This is a genomic window from Thalassotalea sediminis, from assembly GCF_030295915.1.
Lineage (GTDB): Bacteria > Pseudomonadota > Gammaproteobacteria > Enterobacterales > Alteromonadaceae > Thalassotalea_C > Thalassotalea_C sediminis.
Window position 1 is genome coordinate 1,439,786 of record NZ_AP027361.1, and the last position, 21,527, is coordinate 1,461,312.

23 protein-coding genes are annotated in these 21,527 nt (G+C 37.2%); 11 read left to right on the forward strand and 12 right to left on the reverse strand.

Annotation, left to right across the window (positions count from 1 at the left end; translation table 11 throughout):
- Nucleotides 1-106: 106 nt before the first annotated feature.
- Nucleotides 107-889 (reverse strand): crotonase/enoyl-CoA hydratase family protein, encoded by a 783-nt coding sequence (locus QUE09_RS06495; RefSeq protein WP_286235389.1) that lies wholly within the window; start codon nucleotides 887-889, stop codon nucleotides 107-109.
- A 278-nt stretch (nucleotides 890-1,167) separates the two neighbouring features.
- Here QUE09_RS06495 and QUE09_RS06500 point away from each other — a divergent pair, with 278 nt between their 5' ends.
- Both QUE09_RS06500 and QUE09_RS06505 read left to right on the forward strand, forming a co-directional pair.
- Nucleotides 1,168-1,866 (forward strand): aspartate/glutamate racemase family protein, encoded by a 699-nt coding sequence (locus tag QUE09_RS06500; protein ID WP_286235390.1) that lies wholly within the window; start codon nucleotides 1,168-1,170, stop codon nucleotides 1,864-1,866.
- Between the two features lie 137 nt (nucleotides 1,867-2,003).
- Entirely contained in the window at nucleotides 2,004-2,684 is a 681-nt protein-coding gene (locus QUE09_RS06505; protein WP_434017284.1) for a glucosaminidase domain-containing protein, read from the forward strand.
- A gap of 7 nt (nucleotides 2,685-2,691) precedes the next feature.
- On the opposite strand, the gene QUE09_RS06510 is transcribed toward QUE09_RS06505, so the two are convergent.
- Nucleotides 2,692-3,456: a substrate-binding periplasmic protein gene (locus tag QUE09_RS06510; protein WP_286235392.1), complete on the reverse strand. Its 765-nt coding sequence runs from the start codon at nucleotides 3,454-3,456 to the stop codon at nucleotides 2,692-2,694.
- Between the two features lie 165 nt (nucleotides 3,457-3,621).
- On the opposite strand from QUE09_RS06510, the gene QUE09_RS06515 reads away from it, so the two are divergent.
- Both QUE09_RS06515 and QUE09_RS06520 read left to right on the forward strand, forming a co-directional pair.
- A complete protein-coding gene (locus tag QUE09_RS06515; protein ID WP_286235393.1) occupies nucleotides 3,622-4,056 on the forward strand; it encodes a thiol-disulfide oxidoreductase DCC family protein in 435 nt (144 codons plus the stop codon).
- Nucleotides 4,004-4,744: an SDR family NAD(P)-dependent oxidoreductase gene (locus QUE09_RS06520; protein ID WP_286235394.1), complete on the forward strand. Its 741-nt coding sequence runs from the start codon at nucleotides 4,004-4,006 to the stop codon at nucleotides 4,742-4,744. The genes QUE09_RS06515 and QUE09_RS06520 overlap by 53 nt, the downstream gene beginning before the upstream one ends.
- A gap of 48 nt (nucleotides 4,745-4,792) precedes the next feature.
- Here QUE09_RS06520 and QUE09_RS06525 read toward each other — a convergent pair whose 3' ends face one another.
- The 3 genes from QUE09_RS06525 to QUE09_RS06535 all read right to left on the reverse strand — a co-directional run bounded on the left by QUE09_RS06525 (nucleotide 4,793) and on the right by QUE09_RS06535 (nucleotide 7,020).
- Nucleotides 4,793-5,008, reverse strand: coding sequence for a TIGR02450 family Trp-rich protein (locus QUE09_RS06525; RefSeq protein ID WP_286235395.1), 216 nt, complete (start codon nucleotides 5,006-5,008; stop codon nucleotides 4,793-4,795).
- Nucleotides 5,001-5,252 (reverse strand): DUF3081 family protein, encoded by a 252-nt coding sequence (locus QUE09_RS06530; RefSeq protein ID WP_286235396.1) that lies wholly within the window; start codon nucleotides 5,250-5,252, stop codon nucleotides 5,001-5,003. The genes QUE09_RS06525 and QUE09_RS06530 overlap by 8 nt, the downstream gene beginning before the upstream one ends.
- 241 nt (nucleotides 5,253-5,493) lie before the next feature.
- Nucleotides 5,494-7,020, reverse strand: a complete 1,527-nt coding sequence (locus QUE09_RS06535) for a S10 family peptidase (protein ID WP_434017285.1) — start codon at nucleotides 7,018-7,020, stop codon at nucleotides 5,494-5,496.
- A gap of 232 nt (nucleotides 7,021-7,252) precedes the next feature.
- Here QUE09_RS06535 and QUE09_RS06540 point away from each other — a divergent pair, with 232 nt between their 5' ends.
- The 3 genes from QUE09_RS06540 (at nucleotide 7,253) to QUE09_RS06550 (ending at nucleotide 8,921) form a co-directional block, all read left to right on the forward strand.
- Nucleotides 7,253-7,597 (forward strand): Fis family transcriptional regulator, encoded by a 345-nt coding sequence (locus QUE09_RS06540; protein WP_286235397.1) that lies wholly within the window; start codon nucleotides 7,253-7,255, stop codon nucleotides 7,595-7,597.
- Between the two features lie 308 nt (nucleotides 7,598-7,905).
- Entirely contained in the window at nucleotides 7,906-8,223 is a 318-nt protein-coding gene (locus QUE09_RS06545) for a hypothetical protein (protein WP_286235398.1), read from the forward strand.
- 119 nt (nucleotides 8,224-8,342) lie between these two features.
- A complete protein-coding gene (locus QUE09_RS06550) occupies nucleotides 8,343-8,921 on the forward strand; it encodes a DJ-1/PfpI family protein (RefSeq protein ID WP_286235399.1) in 579 nt (192 codons plus the stop codon).
- Between the two features lie 112 nt (nucleotides 8,922-9,033).
- Here QUE09_RS06550 and QUE09_RS06555 read toward each other — a convergent pair whose 3' ends face one another.
- Entirely contained in the window at nucleotides 9,034-9,576 is a 543-nt protein-coding gene (locus QUE09_RS06555; RefSeq protein WP_286235400.1) for a hypothetical protein, read from the reverse strand.
- Nucleotides 9,577-9,770: 194 nt separating this feature from the next.
- Between QUE09_RS06555 and QUE09_RS06560 the strand changes: the two genes are divergently transcribed.
- Complete coding sequence (locus tag QUE09_RS06560) at nucleotides 9,771-10,847, forward strand: GGDEF domain-containing protein (protein WP_286235401.1); 1,077 nt, start codon at nucleotides 9,771-9,773, stop codon at nucleotides 10,845-10,847.
- Nucleotides 10,848-10,948: 101 nt separating this feature from the next.
- Here the strand turns inward: QUE09_RS06560 and QUE09_RS06565 are convergent, their stop codons facing one another.
- From QUE09_RS06565 to QUE09_RS06585, 5 genes are read right to left on the reverse strand one after another with little or no spacing between them, the layout of a single operon-like run.
- Nucleotides 10,949-11,305, reverse strand: a complete 357-nt coding sequence (locus tag QUE09_RS06565) for a rhodanese-like domain-containing protein (protein WP_286235402.1) — start codon at nucleotides 11,303-11,305, stop codon at nucleotides 10,949-10,951.
- Nucleotides 11,306-11,344: 39 nt separating this feature from the next.
- Nucleotides 11,345-11,557, reverse strand: a complete 213-nt coding sequence (locus tag QUE09_RS06570) for a YgaP family membrane protein (RefSeq protein WP_286235403.1) — start codon at nucleotides 11,555-11,557, stop codon at nucleotides 11,345-11,347.
- 9 nt (nucleotides 11,558-11,566) lie between these two features.
- Nucleotides 11,567-12,913 (reverse strand): hypothetical protein, encoded by a 1,347-nt coding sequence (locus tag QUE09_RS06575; RefSeq protein ID WP_286235404.1) that lies wholly within the window; start codon nucleotides 12,911-12,913, stop codon nucleotides 11,567-11,569.
- 17 nt (nucleotides 12,914-12,930) lie between these two features.
- The gene (locus tag QUE09_RS06580; protein WP_286235405.1) at nucleotides 12,931-13,719 is read right to left on the reverse strand and encodes an outer membrane lipoprotein-sorting protein; all 789 of its coding nucleotides are present in this window, start codon (nucleotides 13,717-13,719) and stop codon (nucleotides 12,931-12,933) included.
- Between the two features lie 13 nt (nucleotides 13,720-13,732).
- The gene (locus QUE09_RS06585) at nucleotides 13,733-16,249 is read right to left on the reverse strand and encodes an efflux RND transporter permease subunit (RefSeq protein ID WP_286235406.1); all 2,517 of its coding nucleotides are present in this window, start codon (nucleotides 16,247-16,249) and stop codon (nucleotides 13,733-13,735) included.
- Between the two features lie 143 nt (nucleotides 16,250-16,392).
- Here QUE09_RS06585 and QUE09_RS06590 point away from each other — a divergent pair, with 143 nt between their 5' ends.
- The 3 genes from QUE09_RS06590 (at nucleotide 16,393) to QUE09_RS06600 (ending at nucleotide 19,392) form a co-directional block, all read left to right on the forward strand.
- Nucleotides 16,393-16,692, forward strand: a complete 300-nt coding sequence (locus QUE09_RS06590) for an ArsR/SmtB family transcription factor (protein WP_286235407.1) — start codon at nucleotides 16,393-16,395, stop codon at nucleotides 16,690-16,692.
- A 355-nt stretch (nucleotides 16,693-17,047) separates the two neighbouring features.
- Nucleotides 17,048-18,511 (forward strand): MBL fold metallo-hydrolase, encoded by a 1,464-nt coding sequence (locus tag QUE09_RS06595; RefSeq protein WP_286235408.1) that lies wholly within the window; start codon nucleotides 17,048-17,050, stop codon nucleotides 18,509-18,511.
- A 161-nt stretch (nucleotides 18,512-18,672) separates the two neighbouring features.
- A complete protein-coding gene (locus tag QUE09_RS06600) occupies nucleotides 18,673-19,392 on the forward strand; it encodes a cytochrome b/b6 domain-containing protein (RefSeq protein ID WP_286235409.1) in 720 nt (239 codons plus the stop codon).
- Between the two features lie 82 nt (nucleotides 19,393-19,474).
- Here the strand turns inward: QUE09_RS06600 and QUE09_RS06605 are convergent, their stop codons facing one another.
- Nucleotides 19,475-21,451 (reverse strand): LTA synthase family protein, encoded by a 1,977-nt coding sequence (locus QUE09_RS06605; RefSeq protein WP_286235410.1) that lies wholly within the window; start codon nucleotides 21,449-21,451, stop codon nucleotides 19,475-19,477.
- Nucleotides 21,452-21,527 lie beyond the last annotated feature (76 nt).

The following is a 21,527-nucleotide window of genomic DNA, read 5'->3' on the forward strand; positions in this document are numbered from 1 at the left end:
TAACAGCCTGTTTTTTGCGTTGTTTTACTGATAAACGCAATATTAACCAGGGTAAATTGGTGAGGCTGTTTCGTAGCTTGTTTAAACTTCTCGTGATGAACCGTCATTATTTGAATGGCATATTTTTACCATTCGCGCGTTTAACCGCAATGGATTGGTTTTTACCTAGAATGATTTTAATTTGTCGCCATGTTTCAGCCATTAAAAAACGGGCACTACTTTTGTGCCATTGTTGGTTATAAAGGTGTTTGCAGTGTTTTAAAACATCAGGAGATGTTTGTAACAACTTTTCTGCAAAAGCCTTGGCTGCTTCATTTGGATCAGCGGATAATTCAGTCACTAAATTGTGCGCTAATGCTTGTTCACCTGACAATATTTCTGCGGTCATCACTAGTTTTTTTGCCTGATCTATTGGTACTAATTGAGAGAGTGGTTTATTGCCTGCCATATCGGGTATAAGTCCCCATTTTGCTTCCATAATGCTCATAGAGGCATCAGGCGTGGCAATACGAAAATCGGCACCCAAAGCGATTTGCATACCTCCACCCCAACATCGACCATGTATCGCGGCAATAACTGGTACATTTAAGCTTTGCCAACGATAGGATATTTTTTGCGCGAGGTTAGCGCGAAAAGGTAGAACTTTAAACAGCAGTTTAATTGCATTACTTTTATTCACCATGACCGATTTTATATCGAGCCCGGTGCAAAAATCGACACCACTGCCATTTAGGATAACTACACGAACATGTTTGTGTTGTTTAATTTGACTGATGGTTTTGTCTATAGACTTAAACATTGTCATGTCTAAGGCATTATGTTTTTCTGGACGAGCAAGTGTTACCCATGCAATGCCCTGATCATCAATGTCTAACTTTACTGATGTCATATTATTCTCGTTAAATTTTTTATTAAACGATAACTGATGTTTTAACAGAAGGCGATTAAAACTATGTGTAAAGCGTCGTTAGCCTATCAATGTAATCTTGCATTGATTTGCTGTGAGTATTTGCATATTGAATTAACTTTGAATATCACCAATACTGACTGTTCACGTAAGCATTAACTTCATGTATGGCAGATTGGCTTATTACTCAAAACTTAATAACGTATGTAACCTTAACGCCCTCAATCTAGATTTTATAACGACAATATAAGGGAATTTCATTGAAAACAATAGGCATGCTAGGCGGCATGAGTTGGGAATCAACAACCAATTATTATAAAGCGATCAACGAAGGGGTTAAATCTGCGTTGGGCGGCTTGCACTCAGCAAGGATATGTTTGTATAGCGTTGATTTTCATGAGATTGAACAGCTACAACATGCAGGGAAGTGGGATGAACTAGCGTTGCGCTTGTCTGAAGCTGCGATGTCTGTTTCTGCGGGTGGTGCTGATTTTCTTATTATTTGTACTAACACCATGCATAAAGTGGTACCTGAAATAGAAGCAAGGGTAGCATTACCCATTTTGCATATCGCCGATGCTACCGCACAAAAGTTGCAAGCAGACGGTATAAGTAAAGTTGGTTTATTGGGCACACGCTTTACTATGGAGCAAGACTTTTATAAACAGCGCTTAATTAATAAGTACGCAATCAATGTAATAACGCCTAATACAGATGATCAAAGTATCGTTCATCGAATTATCTATGAGGAGTTGTGCTTAGGGGTTATTGAGGAGGCTTCGAGACAACAGTACATCACTATTATTGATAAACTGTATCGTCAAGGCGCAGAAGCCATCATACTTGGCTGTACTGAAATTTCGCTGCTTATAGAGCAACACCATACAGCGGTGCCTTTATATGACACGACTGCAATTCATGCTGAAAGCGCTGTAAAATTAGCCTTGGATGATAATTAACGCTCTTTATTAGAGATGTGTAAATATAGATCTAATAACTGTATGGATGTGTGAATTGATGCTACGCTCATTAGTACATAATTATATTATGGCTTTATATTAACTTGTTATTTTTCAAACAATAAGGATGTACAGTGTTGCCCAACATACGCAGTAAAATTATCGCGGTTATTACAATATTGCTTTGTATTGCAGTTGCTATTTTCTATTATAGTCAACGAGAAGCTGAGCTCCCGCCAATGACCGTTAAGGAGAAGAAAGCAAGGTTTATTTCCTTGATCCTACCTGCAGTAGATACCGTTTATGCAAAACTCATGACACGCTATGAAAATGTAAAGGCAACGATAGATAACGGGAAAAGTAGTGAGCGTATCGAAAAATTAAAAAAAGAGTATAAAGTAACAAGTAATGAAGCGTTACTTGCTGCGCTTAAGCCTCACCCCAAAAGTATTGCTATTGCGCAAGCTGCAATGGAAAGCTCGTGGGCAACCTCACGTTTTTTTCGTAAAGCCAACAATGTTTTTGGTGTATGGTCTTTTGACGAAGACGAACCGCGTGTGCCAGCTTTACAAAAGCGTGGTGATAAAACCATTTGGGTTAAAAAGTACGCGTCAATAGAAGACGCTGTGTATGATTATTACCGTACATTAGCACGCGGGCGAGCTTTTAAAGAGTTTCGACAACTTAACGCAACAACAAATGATCCTTTTGCATTGGTCACGAAGTTAGACAAGTATTCAGAAAAAGGCAGTGCTTATGGTGAAGAACTTGCTGAAATTATCCAATATAATAATTTTGATGATTATGATGAGAGTTAATGGTTGATTAATGTGATTTTTGCCAATCGGTTAATCCGTATTTTTGTAGAATTTTATCGAATTCTCCTGAGCCCCTCAGTTTTTTGGTGCCTTCATCTATCATGTGAATGATTTCTTTTGCTCTTTTACTGTCAGGAGTACATGCGATATAGATAGGTGATTGTTTACCAACAGTTCCTGCTAACTTTATTTTATTACTAATGTTTAAGGACTTTAACTTTGCTGCCATTACTAGCGGGTTTTCTATGATCGTATCGATACGTTCGTGCTGTAATTTTTTAATGTTAGATTGAAGCGGATTCTTTCCACTAACTGCTTTATAGATGTTTGAAGAGGTATTAATGTGGTGGTTTATCTCGTCACTGCTATAGGCATAACCTGTAATTATTCCAACTTGTCTATTTTTTAAAGACGCGACAGAAGTAAAAATAAATGGATCATCTGAAAGAACATATACACCTGTGTTTACTAACCCCCAATGGTGTTTGGGAAACGTAAAATCAGGTGCATCTTTAACATAGGCTCCTACAACACAATCGTGTATTCCTTGTTCAACCTCTAACAGCGCTCTTTTCCATGGTGCTACATCATAGTCAACTGTGTGTCCGTATAAAGCAAATACGCTGTTGGCTAAATCTATCATATAACCTTGCTTATCACTGTTTGGCTGCCCGTTTATTGGGTACCAAGCATCTGCGCGAATAGATATTTCGTCAGCATTACTTTGTACTGTTAAAACACTTAAGAATAATAAGGTATACAGAGCTCTCATGAAACTGATTCATTAATAGTTACCTACTATTAACTGTGGCACAGCGAGTGTTATAAATCAAAAGCCTTTTAGATGGCATTATTTTCACTAAAAAATGTAAAAGTATGATCTTAGGTTGTCTTTATTGCGTAAACCTCTTTAAAGAGTTAGACATGAAAAGTCGACATGAACCATACGGTTTTAACAATTTTCTATGATGGTCAATGTCCGCTTTGTTGTGCAGAGATGGACAGTTTAAAGCGACATGACAAGAACAATGCAATTAAGCTTGTTAATTTGCATCAAGCAGGCTTTGCTACAAATTATCCTCGCATAAACAAAAAAGAGGCAATGCAGATATTGCATGGTGAATATCAAGGAGAAACGTTAAAGGCGTTAGCGGTAACTCATAGGGCATGGACACTCGTTGGAAAGGGACTATATGTTGCACCATTGACGTTCCCCATTGTGAAACAATTAGCGCATGTTGGCTATTTATTCATGGCAAAATATCGTCACCCTGTCTCTTCATTTTTTCATCGTTATTTTGGTATAGGAAAAGCACATTGTGAAAACGGAACCTGCTCAACAACAAGCAATTCTGATCATCGGCGCAAATAGTGAAATAGCCAAAGCACTTGCAACAAAGTTTGTAACTGATAAACAGTATCAACTTATTGTGATAACGCGAAATCCTGTGTTCTATCAACACGAAAAATATGACAGTGTTCAGATTATTCAGGTTGAAGGTTATCAAGAATGTAACATTCAGGCCGCGGTTGCTACGTTAGGAAACTACAAATTTGGAAAGATATTTATTTGTCACGGCTTATTGCATGGCAAAAACGTAACGCCCGAAAAAAGGCTAGAAGACTTTAGCGCAGAACATTTCGCTCAGGTTGTTTTGGTTAATACGACAATCCCGATGTTATGGTTGAAGCATTTAGCGGTAGTCGTAAGTGGTGATATAGACTGCAAAATTGTATTTTTTAGTGCCAGAGTTGCGAGTATTAGCGATAATAGGTTAGGTGGATGGTATAGCTATCGTAGTGCTAAAACGGCACTTAATATGATGTTAAAATCAGCGGCGGTTGAATTAAATAGACGCGCTAAAAACATTAAACTTGTTGCTTTTCATCCTGGTACAACAGACTCACCGTTATCTAAACCTTTCCAACAAAATGTACCAAAAGGAAAGCTGTTTACCAGTACGTTTGTGGCTCAACAACTCCTTAATATTGTTGAGGCCTTGCCACTTGATGGCGAGTTAAGTTACTTAGATTGGCAAGGCAAAGCTATCGATTGGTAATAACAATATTTGCAAGCTCATTTCAACCTGTAGTACGTAATTTAAGGGTTATTTCCAACCTATTTTCCACTGTGTGCTATCTTTTAGGTCTCGCCAGTTAATTGCATACTCGTTGTTATTGATCACTGCTTGAATAACACACTCAGTGACACGCTGATCTTCATCAAACGTGACCCTAATAACACTAAAATGTTTTTCTTTATTTATTACGTTTACTTTAGTCCACTTACTGTTAAGTAATGCTTTGGGGGCTAGTTTATTCATGAGTACTGATATCGTAACGCTCAATGAGTTGATTGAAGTCGTCAACGGTTTGTTTGTCTTGATAATCAAAATCAAACCGATTATGAAAATAAATGGTCATAATGAGATCTTTGTAACCTAAATAGCAGGTATAGCCATCTATATCATGCCATGCAGTTATATTTTCAATGTTATATTTTCCATCACTTAGTGTGCCATGATTAATGACGTGATTAAAAACGAGTAAGTGTTTATTTAGTTTCATAGACCCTCATAATTAAGTGTATTTAAAATAACGGTTACTGCTATGTTTTAATCAAAAACCGTAAAAGGTAAAACCGCTTAATTCGCGATAGTTTATACCTATTATATAATACGGTTTTACAAGCTTTTTGGATTACTAAAAACAGATTATTCGTTTGTACAGTTAACGATGTGCATGTTGCCGTATGAGGGCAGCATATTAAAGAAAAGGTTAGGGGAGCCCCCTAACCTCAAAGATATACTTAGGGTTTTAGATCGTATTTAGCCGCTTTATTTTTGGCCGGAATGCTATTAATAATGAAGTCTCGTACATCTTGATTTGATTGTTTTAAATCTTCATAACGAAGGTACATCATGTGTCCACTGCGATAACCTTTAAACGACAAACGTTCTTTCATTAAACCGCTTGGGTCTAGCTGCCACATGGTATATTTAGCATCAAAGTAATTAGTTGCGCCATCATAATAGCCAGATTGCACCATCACGTTTAAATACGGGTTTTGAGCCATCGCTTGACGTAAGTTCTCACCGGTACGATTGTTTGATCTATCCCATGGGTGAACATCGCCAAACATTGCATATTTTAAATCAGTTTTGTAGTTCAATTCTTCACGCAAATAGTAATTAATTGCTGGTGTAAAACTATGCAACCACGACGTAAGTTCTGCACTGTAGTCAGGTCGACTACCACTGGCTTTTTTATCAATGCCCAAATAGCGAGAATCTAAGCGACCAATGGTTTGCTTTTTATCACGTAAGAGTGCTTTCCAAAAAAATGAAGTGCTAATATCCATATTGTTATTTAATACTTCTTCAAATGACAAGCCAGAATATTTCGCAACTTTTTCTGCAATCGCTTGTTTTTCTTGTGCATCGATAAACCCACCTTTAGCAAGCGCAGGTATGTATTGATTGATGGTAAATTGTTCCACTTCAGGCAATAATTCAAGTAAATCTTTACGTTGTAAATCAGGTGATAAAGCTTTGTGGTACCAAGCTGCGGCTGCAAAGTATGGTAGCCTATTAGCTGCTTCTACTGGGCCCTCTCTCTTTATACCAATGTCCGTTGGTGATACTAATATTACGCCATTTAAATACATCCACTGACGATTTTGTAATTCTAGTGCTAATCCCGATACACGTGTTGTGCCGTAGCTTTCACCGATAAGGTATTTAGGAGATCGCCATCGATCATTTCGACTAACAAAGGTGTCGATCCACTCAGCGAGGTATTTAACATCTGCATTGACGCCAAAAAACATAGACTTTTGTTTATCACGGCTAGGTAGTTTACCTTCTTCGTTTGGCAACACACGTGAAAAACCGGTATTTACAGGGTTAACAAAAACGATATCAGCAACATCTAGTACTGAGTATGGATTGGTTTTAACGCCATAAGGTTGTAAAGGATAACCTTCATCATCAACATTAAGTACTTTGGGGCCAGTATAAGCAACGTGCATCCATACAGAAGCTGACCCAGGGCCACCATTAAATGAAATTAATAATGGACGTGTTGAATTGTCTTTAACATCACTGCGTTGATAATAGGTATAAAAAAGGCTTGCCGTTGGGTTACCATCTTTATCCCAAACAGGCTGGGTGCCTGTGGTTGCGGTATATGGAACTTTCTTACCTTTAATTTTGGTTGTATGTTTAGTGACAACGACATTATCGGCGTCAAGTTGACGTTTTGAAACCTTTTCTGCTGTAGCAGGTGTATTTAATAAAAATGCTATTGAGATAATAAGTAATAAGCGAACTTTCACAATTTATCCTTTTTATAATGTGGTTATATCAGGATACAGTGTAGTTAAATTTTGACTACTTCAATCGGTTAAATCGTCGTTAAATTGAGGCGAGTTACGGTCACATCATTGTTTTTCATAACAAATTAAATAGAAACATTGTGGCGATATATTTACTTTAGCGCTCTAAATATTAGGGGAGATTATGCTTAAGTGTTAACCTACAACTTTTAAGGGCACTAATGATAAAACAATGCGTAAAACCGATAAGAAAATTGATAATCAATTAAGAGAAGTATTGACCGATGTATGCGAAGTCGCGTTGCTAAATATTGATGGCTTTAAGTGGCTAACGCATCTTGTTAATTATAAAAACTTTCCGCAAAGTTTACAGGTTGTTTGTGTATTCGATAGCGACGAACATCTCGCGCATTATTTGCAGTCGCCAGACAACAATAATTTAGCAAAAATGGTTCAGCATGCATTGCAAAAGCTAAAAATAAACGTCAAGAATATGAGCAATCATATTCGTTATGACACCGAGCAACGTTGTGAACAACAGCATGCGGGCAATTGGGCACAACGACTTGAAGAATAAAGCATTATCGCTCTGTTAGCTCGTCGCTAATTCTACAGAATACACCTTGATTGTTTTTAACAAGTAATACTGCTAACTTATTAAAATTGGTAAATAAAATTAGTGTGCTTTGGTAAAAGGTTTTGAACTTTTATTTGGACTTATCGGGCATAAACACTAATAGGCGTTATGTTTTTCTCTGGAATCGTGAAATAAATGGATTTAGCTAAATTTCAAAAAGTAGAAGTTGCCCTGTTTGGTGTACTATTTAACCAAGCATAATTCGCCCCATATTACTGCGTAGGTGCTTCAAGGATTGAGGTAAAAAAATGGAAAATGATTTTCGAGTATCAGGTTGGGCATATTTTGTTTATGGTGCAGTAAGCTTAATTGGTTTTGTTATCGCATTCTTATTTGGGGTAACTCAAATGCCAAGTTATATTGCGTTACCTTTTTATATTCATGCTTTAGTTAATATTGTATTGGTGTTAAATGTATTTGTTTTATTAAGTGGATATTACTTAATAAAACAAAACACTAATGTTCATAAATTTGCGTTTCCTATCGCCTTGGTGTTATTGCTTAGTGTTCCTGTAGGCACTGTTGTAGGTTTCTTGTATTTATATCAAAGAGCAAAAAACACCTAACACGGGAACTAACTTTGATTCGCCATAATGTGTCATTTTTAGTTGAAAACAGTGCAATAAAGTTGCCAAGCTATAGTCATACATTATTTAGGGGCTATGTGTCATAAGGAGTGCGAAATATGAATTTCGGCATATACATATATAATAACGCTGAAGTCCTTGATTTTTCTGGGCCCTTTGAGGTTTTAAGTACGGCAAATCGTTTGGGGCATAACAATTGGAATATATTTTTAGTTTCTGAGAATAAGGGGCTAATACAGGCCCGTGGTGGATATCCCATTCATTCACATTTTTCATTTGAAGATCATCCCGATATTGATGTGCTTATTGTCGTTGGTGGCATACACACAGAAGAATTGAAAAAAGCTCATGTAATATCTTGGGTTGCGAAAGTTGCAGAACATGCTTCGAAAGTAGCATCAGTCTGTACAGGAGCCTTCATTTTAGCTGAAGCTGGTCTATTAAATGGGTTAACGGTTACGACACATTGGGAAGATATTTCCGATCTCAAGATTGATTACCCCAAACTGAATGTGGTTAGCAATCAGCGTTGGGTATCACAAGGCAAATACATAACTTCTGGTGGTATATCAGCGGGAATTGATATGACTCTACATTTGGTATCAGACCTTGCAAATTTAACTTTAGCTAAAGAGACAGCTAAGCAAATGGAATACGATTGGCAACGCATTACATAACACTTATAAGCATTCTACTCCTCAATTGGTCGTAGTACAGTTTAGCTGCCGTTAGGCAGCTAATTGTGAATCAAATAGTAAATTCTACTACAAGGAGTTTTGGGCTGTTGGTTTACGTTTTACAGTAACCTTTTGCTCCTGTGCTACTGATATTAACCTGAATATTATCATTTTCATTTTTATACTTGGCTATGCTTGGTTGAATTGCACGTTCGAAAGACTTTGCTGCTGTTTCAATTTGCTCTACCTGAACGTCTAAATTATCAAAGTTTGGCTTGTGCTTGCTTATAATATTTTCAATTTTATCTGCAAGGCGTTCGTGTTTTTTTAGTAACGCTTTATTCATGACAATTTTTTCATTAGTTTCAATAATCATCTCATTAGAAAGTTTTTCCAGTTCGGCTTGGTATTTTGCAAGTTCATCTTCCATGGCAGATAGTGGCTTTTCTGCGTTCGCCATGCCTACTTCCGTCGCTTTAAATGCTTTATAAGCTGAAATTTGACTGTCTGTCATTGGTATTACTGCGAGTTGCTGACAATTGTTATAGACATAAATGTTAAGTGATTCATTCGTTTTTGGTGTTGCTTCGGCGATAGCGTAGGTTGCAATAGTTGTAAAAAAAATAGCGCTCGTTATTTTTGGTAATTTCATCATTAGTCACTTTTCGTAATGGGCTTATTGAGTAAGTCGTTTTATGACTAAAAAAAGTTTATTTTTTATTTTTAAAGCGATGATTTTATTTTGATCCTAATATTAAGTAGGCTGCTGAATTTTTGTCTGTGCGTTTAGTTGGGCATATTAAGAACTTCAGTTGTTTTTATAGGTATATATTCAGTAAGGAAGAGTGAATGAAGCGCCGTACCGATACAACGTTATTAGAACAGATGAAAATTAGTGACGTTGAAATTGTAAACCGAATGGAATTGCTAGGACTTGATAATGATGCACTAATGTTATTGTCTCGTCACAAGGTACTTATTGAAGACCAAGTTGATGCTATTGTTGACGAATTCTACGAAAAACAAACGGAAATTGACGAGATATCTTTGTTGATTGGTGATGCTGATACGTTGATGCGTTTGAGAAATGCGCAACGTAAATACGTTATTGATTTATTCTCTGGAGAATATGATGCGGAATATGTCAACAACAGATTACGAATTGGTATGGTGCATAAACGCATAGGTGTCGAGCCTAAACTCTACCTTTCCGCGGTAAAAACGCTAAAAGAGCTTATTGTTAACGTATTAAAAAAACATATAGAAGATCATGATGAAATAGAGAAAACATTACTAGCGCTTGATAACTTATTTTATTTTGACACAACATTAGTGTTCGATACGTATATTGACAGTTTAGTGGGAGAAATTGAATCGGCAAAAAGACGTACAGAAGAGTATGCAGTTAGCCTAGAGAAAAAAGTAGCAGAGCGAACTAAGCAGTTAGAAGAGCAAGCAAAACTCGATCCATTAACAGGGCTATATAATCAGCGAGCGATGCAAGATGTGTTAAAAAGAGAGCTAGCAGCCGTAAAACGGCGAAAGACACAGCTTTCTTTGGTGTACATTGATATCGATAATTTTAAAAATATAAATGACACGTATGGACATATCAAAGGAGATGAAGTGCTTAAGTCTATAGGCAAAGTGGTAATTTCTGGTATTAGAGAGATTGATTTGGCTTGTCGGTATGGCGGTGACGAGTTTTGTATTATTTTACCTGAGTGTGATACCAAAAATGCACTTAATGTCGGTAATAATATTATTGGTGAGTTTAATAAAAAATATCCAGATTTTGCTTTAAGCTTAGGTATTTCTTCTACCGAACAGGGTGAACCCATTGCCCCTGATATGCTTATTAAATTAGCAGATGATAATATGTATAAAGCGAAGAAAGAGAAAGGCTCGCATGTTTGTTATGGGTGATGTTTTTTGCTAAAAACAATTAATAAAAAGTACATGAATTAAAGAGAAAAAAGCGAGCTATATTGCTCGCTTTAGTGATTTATCCTTATTAAGGATACGAATTAGTTTTCAGTTTGATGGGCTTTAAAGACATCATCAAATTTACACGTGATTGCCCAAACATTTTCGTAGCCTACTCTGAGCAGTTGCTCTGCGGCAAGCGTTGCTCTTCCACCTGTTGCACAATGAATAAAAATTGGTTTTTGCGCATCGGTAATTTTTTCTAATATCTGCGGCTCAAGCACTCCTCTGGGAATATTAATTGCGCCTGTTGCTGACTGATTTGCAAATTCAGCAGGTTCTCTCACGTCAATAAATACACCGTTCAATGCTTTGCATTTTTTTACTGCTTCGTTGGCAGTAATACACGTAACATTTTCTCTCGCTTGTGCAATGAGTTCGGGTAACGTTTTTAACATTAATTGTTCCTTCTAAAGTGATACTAGTTCGCAAATACCCTATAAACCTTTGGCACATTCTGCTTCTGTTTTTAATCCGAGTTTTTTAAATACAAGTGCTGCAGGGCAAAAATTTGTAAATGAAAACTGGAACATGTTAAGACCAATAAATGCAGTGAACCAAACAAAGTTTGGGTGAACATAGTAGGTTAATAATAGTGATAACAACACCATTATACCTGCGAAACGAAATACGGCTTTTTCTACTGTCATTGTATACTCCTAATAGTTAAACCTAGCGCGAAGCCAAATATTTGAATTATCTTGATGTTGACCAAAAAAGGTGTGCTGTTTATCGCCTAAAAAGATATTTGCCCCCGCGCTATATTGCCATTGGTCATTTACGCGATAAGTGATTGACGGCTTAATGTAAGCGTCTTTATCGGTTGGTGAATAAAAAGCAAAGAGGCTTGTGGTTAAACGCTGTTGATAAGCCAAATGGGTAAAGCGTGCGGTAAGTACTTGTCTGTGTTCATCAACGATAAGGTCAGGCATTGGTGCACTGGCTTTAAAGGCGTTGTAGTCTTTTGTTTTTTCCAAATAAAACTGAAATGCGCCAGTGAAGTTGGTGAATAACTCTTGTTCATAACCGAGTAAAAATCGCAATTGTCCATTGGCTATCGTTGGAATAGTGCCACGACTATCTTCAGTACTATTGTAAGAGGCAAACTCTGCATTAAATAAGCCGCCCATAAACGGCATTCGAATACTTGCGCCATAGCTGATAAGTGATGGGAAATAACTTTTTCCTGCATTTACCCCTTCAGTCAATTGACCCGTCGGTGTAGTCCAAAAGCCTTTATAGCCATATAGGGCGTACTCAATACTGTTAATCGTTGTTTTAATTCGTGCTGAAAATTGTTCTTTATCGGTTGTTGTTACTGGAAAATTACGCGGCGCTATAATGCTTTTTGTCATTGGTGAGTAAAAAGAAAATCGCTCGCCATTGAGGTAGTTATCAGCTGTAAATTCAGGTGCATATACTAAATCAAACGTTATTCCATTTTGATAATGTAAAATGCGTAAAGCATCATTAGGCGCTTTTAAATAAGCATCCTCACGCCCGGCAAAGAATGACTGCCAATCTTTGGCAAATAAGTCATTAAGAAACAAGTAATCTCCTGTTCCCCACGTGATGACTTGACGGCCAATTGTAACATCCGTATCTGGAATAACATTGAGCGTCAGGTTTAATTCTCTGATGTCAAACTCTGTTTGCGCTGTAACATCATCTACGAGTAAGTCTGTTTTGCTGTTAATATTGCCCCAGTCTGCTACATACTTGAGTGCTAATTGTGTACGTATTTCAGCCATCGATTGTTGAGATGGCGTCACATTATTTTGACTAAAGCGACCATAACCAAGCTCAACGAAACCTGAGCTTTGCCAAGGAGAAAGCGTTTCGTCTTCTTCTTCCCAGTCATCCCCCCAAAGATCATCTTGTGTAGACTGTTGCTCTTGTTGAGAAAACATGCTCGCTGTTGCCTGATTTATTCCAGACTCGGCGTTGGCTATACTTTGACTTAACAGCAAAAGTGCTAGTGCACTGTATTGATTGAGTACTTTCATCGCGCTGACCACATTAATTATTTTAACCACTTTATCGGTGGGTTACGTAAACTACGTTCAGTGAAAATTTGCGCAGGTAACTGTAGGTTATATTCGACATTTCTAAACTGCATTTCGGTAAAAGAACCATCTGAAAGCTGCTCAATACGCGAATGAACAACCGTTTCATAGCCTTGTATTGATTGCGTTTTCTTTACCGTCATTTTACGTATAGCTTTATTGTTTTGGTCAAAGTAAGTTGCTTCAAGTGGAATAAATGTCGTTTTATCAATTTTTACTTGGTAGTGCGCAAACTCAACTGATGTTGGATCTTTGGGAGTTGCATCAAGTATATAAAGCTTGTCAGTTGTTTCTGACAGAGTGAAATTATCTTCATTTGGGTTTCTGCCAGATACATCTTCATAATAAAAATGAGAACCAACAAAAGAGGTGCGTTTGTCACCTGCAGAAATGCGTTTTACAAGATCAAGAGCAGGTAAATATAGCCAGCGATTGTCATCTTGTTTAATGTGTTTTTCAACACTGAAAACAGTTCCTTTAACGTCAGTAGGGCGTGAAAATATTACTAACATTTTTTGCTGGCCTTCATCTTCAATGTCTTTACGCAAGATACTGAATTGACGCATTTGCTTATTACCATTTTGGTCAACAATCATCATTCTTGCTTCTGCGCGACCGTCGTCACCTGCGTAATAGGAAGCGATGTTCGCTTTACTAATGATCTGCTCAACTGTAAGTGCTTCTGCGCTTACCAATGCTGAGATAGGTAATAATAGAAGTGTTGTGTATTTGGTAATGAAATTCATATAAACCTCCAAATTAGCTTCGGTCAAACACAGACAACAAAGCCGGTAGTAACATTAAGGTGACCAATGCAGAAACTGCCATTATGCTCGCAAGAAAGAATCCAACTGTAATGTAAGGTACAAGTGGTGAAAACAATAAAGGTGTAAAGCCAATTGCAATAACAATCGCATTTCTAGAAATTGCTCTGCTAGGTTCTTGGCACATCTCTTCTAAAGCGCTTTTCATTGAGCCGTGTTCTTTATGTAATTCTCGCAAACGTTGAATAAAGTGTATGGCAAAGTCGATAGAAAGCCCTAAAGTAAGTGCAGATAGCACCGCAATAGGCATGTCGTACGCTTTGCCTAGCCAACCAATTAAACCGTATATTAATGTTATCGTGAATGTTAAAGGCAGCATGGCTAATACACCGTACTTAAACGAACGGAAAAGTAGTACCATCATAATAAATACAATGACAAAACTCGACATTAAGCTGTTTAACATGCCGCTTACCATGAGGTCTTGCCAAACAACATTGAGATAAGATTTTCCTGCCCAATTCACCGATACTTGATAGGGTGCAGGGTTTTTCTTTATGTATTGTTCAACCCAGTTGACAACATCTGTCATGTGCTGATTATCACCGCTGGTCATTTGTAACCAAACAAGCGATGCTGTGTAGTCAGTATTAACAAAGTGCCATAAATCTTGTGGACGGTGTGAAGATTGATATTGTAAAAGTGTTTGTGCCACACCATTGCTTGAATTTGGAATTACAAAATCTTCCATTTGACCAGAACGCAGTTCGCGATTAACAGTTTTTACAATATCGGTGATGGCATTTACTTTACCGACCATGCCTGTTGCAATTAATGCCTGTTGAAAATCGCTTTGCCAATTTAGCATGTTTGGTTGAGTAAACACTTTTTGACTGTTTAAGGTGTGTTCAGCAGTATTCGCTAAATCACTAATATAATTGGCATGATCACTTGATACCGAAAAGCTTAGATCATCAAGTAAAAACAGTAAGGTTTGATCGACGCCACTTTTTTCTAAATGCTCTTCAATACTTGTTACATCAACTCCTGCTTCTTTTGCCGTCGCCAGTTGTGTTAAGAACGTATCGTTAGGTACATTAGTTACCTGTGCTTCAAATACTAGCCACGCATCATATGTTCCGGCAAAGTGTTGATTTAACACCTTATCTGCAACGCGAATTTGGTGATCAGCTTTAAACCAATTTACTGGGTTATCATTAATTTCAATGCGCGTGATGCCAACAATACTGACCGCTAATACCGCGATAAATATTGGTATAATTAATTTTGACTTTTCTCTCGATACCTTGCCAATAGCAAGCAATACTCTTGATAACAGTCCTTTTTGTTCTAATTTGGTAACTGAATCGTGTAAGCGTTCGATTGCGTCATCAGACATTCTTGAGATGTAGGCAGGTATGAATAATACGGTAAGTGCAAATGCTAATAAAATACCGGTACCAATAAAGGCGCCAAATACTTTTACTGGCGGAATAGGCGTGAGCAATAATGAGTAAAAGCCCACTGCTGAGGTTAACGATGTAAACAACATTGGTTTATACAAATGCTTCATCACCTGCGACAGAACGGCTTTAACGTCATCACCTTTTCGATAGCGGTCAGCAAACTCAGAAAGTATATGCACTGAATCAACAACTGCTATTGGCATTAGAAAGATGGCGATCATCGAAGACATAATATGCACGGTAAAGCCTAAGCCTATCAGGCTCCCCATAATAATAATGACAGTTGACATAGCGACAATCATTGGTGCGATTATCAAAGGCATGTTTCTGAAAAAATACCAAAGTAAGATAAAAATCGCTAAACCTGCCGCGGGAGCCGCAACGCCCATTTGTACGAACATTTCAAAGCCAAATTGATCTTCAGCGATAGGAAGACCAGTAATATGAATATCGAGCGGTGTGTTTAATTTACTCGCAAACGCGCGAATTTTTTCGGCAACAGCGTAACTTTTGTCTTTTGATGTTAACGGAATATAAATTGCAGCAGCTTTATTATCGTCTGACACGAGTGTGTTTTCTAACATGGGTAAGCGCTTAACCGCTGCCATAATGTTACTCGCTTCAGTTTCACTTGTTGGGGCTTTCTTCATGAGATAAGAAAACTGTATGCCAGCATTGTTGCCATTATCATCATAAAGTTGACTGATGTTATCTACGACATCTAACGCTAAGTAGTCTGCTAAAATAACGTCATCAAGTGATTGAATATATTGCGAAACGTCGTTTAATACGGTTAAGTTTTCAACAGAATAGATAGAATTTTTACTAACAAGCCCAACAACAACCATGTCATGCATTACAAATTGTTGTTTTACATTGTTATGTAATACACGAGCTGGTGCGTCGGCATCGAGCATATTTTCGGGGTCGGTGTCAATTTGCAGCATGGGAAACATTGCTAATGTTACGATAACCATAGCAACAACGATGGCATATAACTGTTTTGGCTTTGTTAATACCCAGTTTAACAAGGTTGAATAATTCATATCTATCCCACTAATAACTGATATTTTAATATTAGTTGCGATTAACTAATAAAGTAAAAACTAAATAAGATTTTACTAATATACACTTTAATATTAGCAATGTCTAATGTAAACTATTACTTCAATGAGTGAAGGATGAAATAATGAACGTAGTAAATTTTGAGGAAAAAGCCAAAGAGGCGTCTTCACTATTGAAGATGATGGGCAATGAAGTAAGGCTACAAATTTTGTGTAGTTTGGTTGATCAAAAATTAACAGTCGGTGAAATTAATGGCTTAATTGATATTAGCCAATCGGCGTTATCTCAACACCTTGCGAAATTAAGAACCGATGGACTAGTTGAAACTGAGCGTGATGGCTTAAATATTTATTATCGTGTTTGTCGTCCAATCGTGGTTGATATTTTACGAGTCTTACAGTCTGAATTTTGCCCACCAGAATAAATACATAACATTGTAAGTTTACTTAGCAAGGAGTCATGCAATAATCAATTAAGCGCGTGTATAAATTGCTAATTTCTCATCATCTGAAAGAAAATATTAGAGGTTCTTTTGGCCGGAGTATTTTCCTAACCCCGGTTAATTATCGCCGCAAAAAATTATCATACTGTTATTTTTCTTTGTAATAGTACTTAAAGGTTTTAACGTGTAGACATACGTTTTTACATGTTTAGTTACATTCAAAATCGGTTAATAGCAACTTGTCCTTAATCTTCGTTTATTGGTCTCAAGCCTATTGTTTAAAAATAATACATCAGGCTACGCTCTGGTGATTAGCGCGACATAAGGACATTTACAAATGAGCATGTTTTTTAAATTAATTACTGCAAGGCTATCATTAATTCTGTTGGTATTATCAGCAGCGCCATTAGCAGCAGAGCATCAATCACCATCGAATCTATTTGATAAAATTTTTACGGCCTATGGTGGTGATAACTTTAAATTAATAACAAGCTTTCGCGTTAAAGATCAGTACAAAGCATTTCGCTATGGGCAGAGTTATAGCCCTGATAATGTAGATCTAGTGGACTATCATTCTCATGTATTTGTTGATCGACAAGGGCTACGCAAAGCGTTTCGTTGGATTCGAGGTAATAATGACAATTACTCTGTACAGCACCGCATTTATGATGGTGAAGCAGGGTATCAAATAAACCATGGTAGCAAAGAAATAAGTCAAGAAAGTGGTATTGATTTTATTTCCGTTGATCGCAGGCATACTTATTTTCTTGATACCGCATTAGTAATGCTATTTCAGGAACACCAAGAGAAGGCGAGCATCGTTGAGCAACAGAAGGTTTTTGGTAAAGTACATGATGTGATTGAACTCAGCGCCACAGGGCACCCTAAACTGACATTGTTTTTTGATGTAGAAACCCACCGTTTAACCCAAATGTCGCGTGCTCATTGGCAACCAGGCGTTTTATTTCGTTATCAATTTAGTAACTTTACGAGACAAGACGGTATTCTTTATGCGCGTAATTTTTACGTAACCCGAGGCGGTGATCCTTTTAACGTTTCTACTCATCGTGAAGTGGAATGGAATATTGATTTAAGTGGCGTGTTTACGATTCCTAAACAATATAACGTGGCGGCAAAAGGTTTAGATTTCTCAACAATGTCTGTAAAAAAACTCGCAGATAATTTGTACATGGCTGGCAAAGACTGGGGATTTAGTGTTTTTTATGATGCCGGTGATTATTTCATCGGCGCGGGTAGCTATAGCAAGTTAACAGAGCGATTTGTTCACGTGAAAAAGCAGTTTTCATTAGATAAACCTTTAAAATATCAAGTTGTGAGCCATCATCATACTGATCATATGGGCGGGTTATCTGAAGCATATTATCTTGGAGCCACCTTAATTACTGCTAAAGCACATGTTGAGACGATTAAACGTCATACGGGGATAGATATACCAAACGAAAGGTTTCTGCTCGTTGATGACGTGAATCATGTAGCCAAAGATGAGGTTACTGTTATCGACTTTCCAAGTGCTCATTCGAATCATATGCTTGGCACTTATTTTAACCAAGCAGAGCTCTTTTTTACTGCTGACACATACTTCTCTCGTCAGCAATATGGTGCGCCCAAAGGTTACGACACGTTGGTGAACATGCAGCAAACATTAATACGTCATGGTATAACGCCGAAAAAGTTCGCCGCAACACACAGCCTAAGGCTATTAACGGATGAACACTTTGCTATGTCACTAAAAAAGCGTGTTGAAACTGTATGTCCGAGTAACTGGGTAATTTGTCCTTAGGTGTTTAGTAATTAACTGATTAGCATCATCTTTAAACTGTTATTTACAATGAGGCCTTTTTGTCTGCGCTAGATCAAAAAATGTTGAATTAAAACACTACAATTGTTGCTACTTTAATTTACTCCAGTAAAGTAGTTAATGAATCTTGTAATGTGGAGCTTATGATGGAAATAAATAGAGTAGGGGTTAGTGTTTGGAGCAAAAAAATACGCCTTTTTCATTGGCTTAACGTCATTGCAATTACAATGTTAATTGTGGTCGGTCTCATTATTTTAAACAGTAAGTTACTCGGTATTAGCACTGAGGGTAAAGTTTTATTAAAGACCATACATGTCTGTATTGGTTATGTTTTTGTATGTAACTTAGTGGTGCGAATTATTTTGGGTTTTATGGGTAAAGGCTATGAGCGTTGGCGCTTAACTTTACCGTTCTTTGCTGGTTTTAAAAATGAGCTTAAAGCGTTTAAGGCTAACCCGAACAAAGTCTATAAAGGGCACAACCCTCTTGGTAAGCTTATGGTGCTTGCGTTGATAACATTGATGAGTGTACAGGCAATTTCGGGGTTAGTGATTGCAGGCACCGATATTTATTTTCCACCCTTTGGTGATTACTTTGCCAACAGTATTGCCATCGATCAAAGTCAGGTTGCACAAATTCAACCATATTCAAAAGTTAACGTTGACGAAGAAAAGTATCAAGCCATGAGAGCATTCCGTTCACCCTTTATTACAGCTCATGTGTACGCTTTTTATGGTTTATTGTGCTTGATACCACTACACATAATCGGTGTTATCGTTGCAGAAAAAAAAGAAAAAAGTGGCTTAGTATCAGCAATGATTAACGGCATAAAATACTTACCAAAAAACAGCGACAAAGAGTAAACAATTAGCGCGTGCTATTAATCTAAGCACGCGCTTTTATTTTGTTCAAGCATTATAATGTGTTCGAAAGTCGTTAAATATTTCATCTCACTCTTTCAAAATTTTTACTACTATACCATTGATTATCATAAGCTAAACTTCCCCACAACGCATGTGCCAGTGCTAATTCTAACTCTTTAGGGAAGATAGCTTTAGGCGTAAGTTCAAACGTTTTTTCTTCGACCTTAAATGCAAGTGCAGGTTTATCGGGTCTTAAAATGGTGAGGTTGTTATCTTGTAAATACCCGAAATTACTTGCGTATTGCATCATAGCGCGGTTAGTCGCTATTTTGTTTAAGTCATGTCCTAACATTGGTGATTCGTTTGTAACACCAATTAAGGATAATAGGGTTGGAGGCAAGTCAATTTGGCTGACTATATTATTACTTCGTTCAGTAGTATGGTCGCTATTAAGAATTATTGCAGGTATATGAAAGTTTTTAATAGGGATTAATGTTTTACTCGTTGCCCTCGCATCATGATCTGCTACGATTAAAAACACAGTATTTTGCCAATAATCACTTTTTTTCGCCTGATTTATAAAGTTTCCTAAGGCATGATCAGCATATTGAATGGCTTTATGGCGTGCTAATTCCGTTTGAGAATAAGAAGATAGTTGAGATTCTGTGTAGTTATATGGTGGTATATTTACTGCTGGATATTCAAATGGATCATGGTTACTTGAAGTAAATATAAAACTAAAAAATGGTTTGTTGGTGCTATTCAATTTACTGAGCTCTTTATGAGCTTGAACAAACAAGTCTTCGTCACTGACCCCCCATGAACCTATGAATGTCGGTGATTCTACATCATCAACATCAACAATTTCCTCAAAGCCATTTCCTAAGAAGAAGCTTTTCATATTATCAAAATGACTTTCTCCACCATAAATAAATTGTGTTTGGTAACCATTAGATTGCAGTAAGCTTGCCAGTGTAAAAAATGATTTTTGTGATTTATCAAGCTTTACAACTGATCTTGCTGGAGTAGGTGTAAAGCCAGTTATGACTGCCTCAATTCCTCTGACAGAACGAGTGCCTGTTGCATACAATTGATTGAAAGACCAACCTTCGTTATAAAGCCTATCTATGTTAGGAGTAAGCGCTAGTCCTCCCAAAGTAGAGACATATTGCGCCCCTAAACTTTCCTCTAAGATAATAACCAAGTTTTTATGGTCACCTTGGTAAACTGGCTTACGAATTGATTGGCTAGGTTGGTTATCTACAATAAAACGCGTTTCTGCTAGTCCTGTTCCACTACGAATAAGGTCTATTACTTTTTCCGTAGGCATTTTGCCGTAAATTAACGCTGCATTTTTTTCATTACCTAGTTCTTTAATTGCATGAGCTACGCTATAAGTCGAGTTCAATGTTAAAGAGTTGATGAGTTGATCCGTTGAAGTATAAACAAAAGCTGGATTTATGGGACGATGCCCGAGTGTGCCTCTCGCAGCAAGTAGGTAGATAAGTATCATTAAAGTAGTTGCTACACTCTTTGATAAAAAAGAAGAATTAATACGAGAAAGACGTGTGATTTTTGCAATGATTGGGGTAACAATGAATTTAAGTGTGAGTACTAGAAGCACGGATGTCAGCACTAGTGTAGTTAGGTGCCCAGCCACAAGCATACTAAAGACCTCTTTAGGATAACTTAAGTATTCAATAAATAATCTATTGGGTCGCAATCCATATTCCTGAATAAACGCAGGTGTCGCCAATTCAAAAAAAAGAATAACAGCAAAAGTTAATTGAAAATAAGCTTTTAAAAAGCTTAACCAATGTTTTTTTGTGAGTGATAGGTTCGCTAATAGAGGATGAAACAATGCCGGCAATATTAGTAAGTATCCGATTGTACTTAGGTCGATCCTTAAGCCATTAAACAACGTTTGAATAAGAGTTAAAGCACTGAAGTGCTCATATTGCCATAAGCTAAAACCAAAACGGAAAACCGAAAGTGTTATTAACAGCAATAGTGTAAAGCGACAAAATGGATTTATTAAAGTGACGATTGACTTGAACATTACAATGCATAAAAAATAAGTAGTAATGCTAGTGTATTAACGAAACCTTAAGATAAACTTAAAGTACTAGATTCAA

What these genes read in the sequence shown, in the direction of transcription:
- QUE09_RS06495 (WP_286235389.1), bottom strand. Translation starts at nt 889, where the DNA reads ATGACATCAGTAAAGTTAGACATTGATGATCAGGGCATTGCATGGGTA.
- QUE09_RS06510 (WP_286235392.1), bottom strand. Translation starts at nt 3,456, where the DNA reads ATGAGAGCTCTGTATACCTTATTATTCTTAAGTGTTTTAACAGTACAA.
- QUE09_RS06515 (WP_286235393.1), top strand. Translation starts at nt 3,622, where the DNA reads ATGAACCATACGGTTTTAACAATTTTCTATGATGGTCAATGTCCGCTT.
- QUE09_RS06525 (WP_286235395.1), bottom strand. Translation starts at nt 5,008, where the DNA reads ATGAATAAACTAGCCCCCAAAGCATTACTTAACAGTAAGTGGACTAAA.
- QUE09_RS06530 (WP_286235396.1), bottom strand. Translation starts at nt 5,252, where the DNA reads ATGAAACTAAATAAACACTTACTCGTTTTTAATCACGTCATTAATCAT.
- QUE09_RS06540 (WP_286235397.1), top strand. Translation starts at nt 7,253, where the DNA reads ATGCGTAAAACCGATAAGAAAATTGATAATCAATTAAGAGAAGTATTG.
- QUE09_RS06545 (WP_286235398.1), top strand. Translation starts at nt 7,906, where the DNA reads ATGGAAAATGATTTTCGAGTATCAGGTTGGGCATATTTTGTTTATGGT.
- QUE09_RS06550 (WP_286235399.1), top strand. Translation starts at nt 8,343, where the DNA reads ATGAATTTCGGCATATACATATATAATAACGCTGAAGTCCTTGATTTT.
- QUE09_RS06555 (WP_286235400.1), bottom strand. Translation starts at nt 9,576, where the DNA reads ATGATGAAATTACCAAAAATAACGAGCGCTATTTTTTTTACAACTATT.
- QUE09_RS06560 (WP_286235401.1), top strand. Translation starts at nt 9,771, where the DNA reads ATGAAGCGCCGTACCGATACAACGTTATTAGAACAGATGAAAATTAGT.
- QUE09_RS06565 (WP_286235402.1), bottom strand. Translation starts at nt 11,305, where the DNA reads ATGTTAAAAACGTTACCCGAACTCATTGCACAAGCGAGAGAAAATGTT.
- QUE09_RS06570 (WP_286235403.1), bottom strand. Translation starts at nt 11,557, where the DNA reads ATGACAGTAGAAAAAGCCGTATTTCGTTTCGCAGGTATAATGGTGTTG.
- QUE09_RS06575 (WP_286235404.1), bottom strand. Translation starts at nt 12,913, where the DNA reads ATGAAAGTACTCAATCAATACAGTGCACTAGCACTTTTGCTGTTAAGT.
- QUE09_RS06580 (WP_286235405.1), bottom strand. Translation starts at nt 13,719, where the DNA reads ATGAATTTCATTACCAAATACACAACACTTCTATTATTACCTATCTCA.
- QUE09_RS06585 (WP_286235406.1), bottom strand. Translation starts at nt 16,249, where the DNA reads ATGAATTATTCAACCTTGTTAAACTGGGTATTAACAAAGCCAAAACAG.
- QUE09_RS06590 (WP_286235407.1), top strand. Translation starts at nt 16,393, where the DNA reads ATGAACGTAGTAAATTTTGAGGAAAAAGCCAAAGAGGCGTCTTCACTA.
- QUE09_RS06595 (WP_286235408.1), top strand. Translation starts at nt 17,048, where the DNA reads ATGAGCATGTTTTTTAAATTAATTACTGCAAGGCTATCATTAATTCTG.
- QUE09_RS06600 (WP_286235409.1), top strand. Translation starts at nt 18,673, where the DNA reads ATGATGGAAATAAATAGAGTAGGGGTTAGTGTTTGGAGCAAAAAAATA.
- QUE09_RS06605 (WP_286235410.1), bottom strand. Translation starts at nt 21,451, where the DNA reads ATGTTCAAGTCAATCGTCACTTTAATAAATCCATTTTGTCGCTTTACA.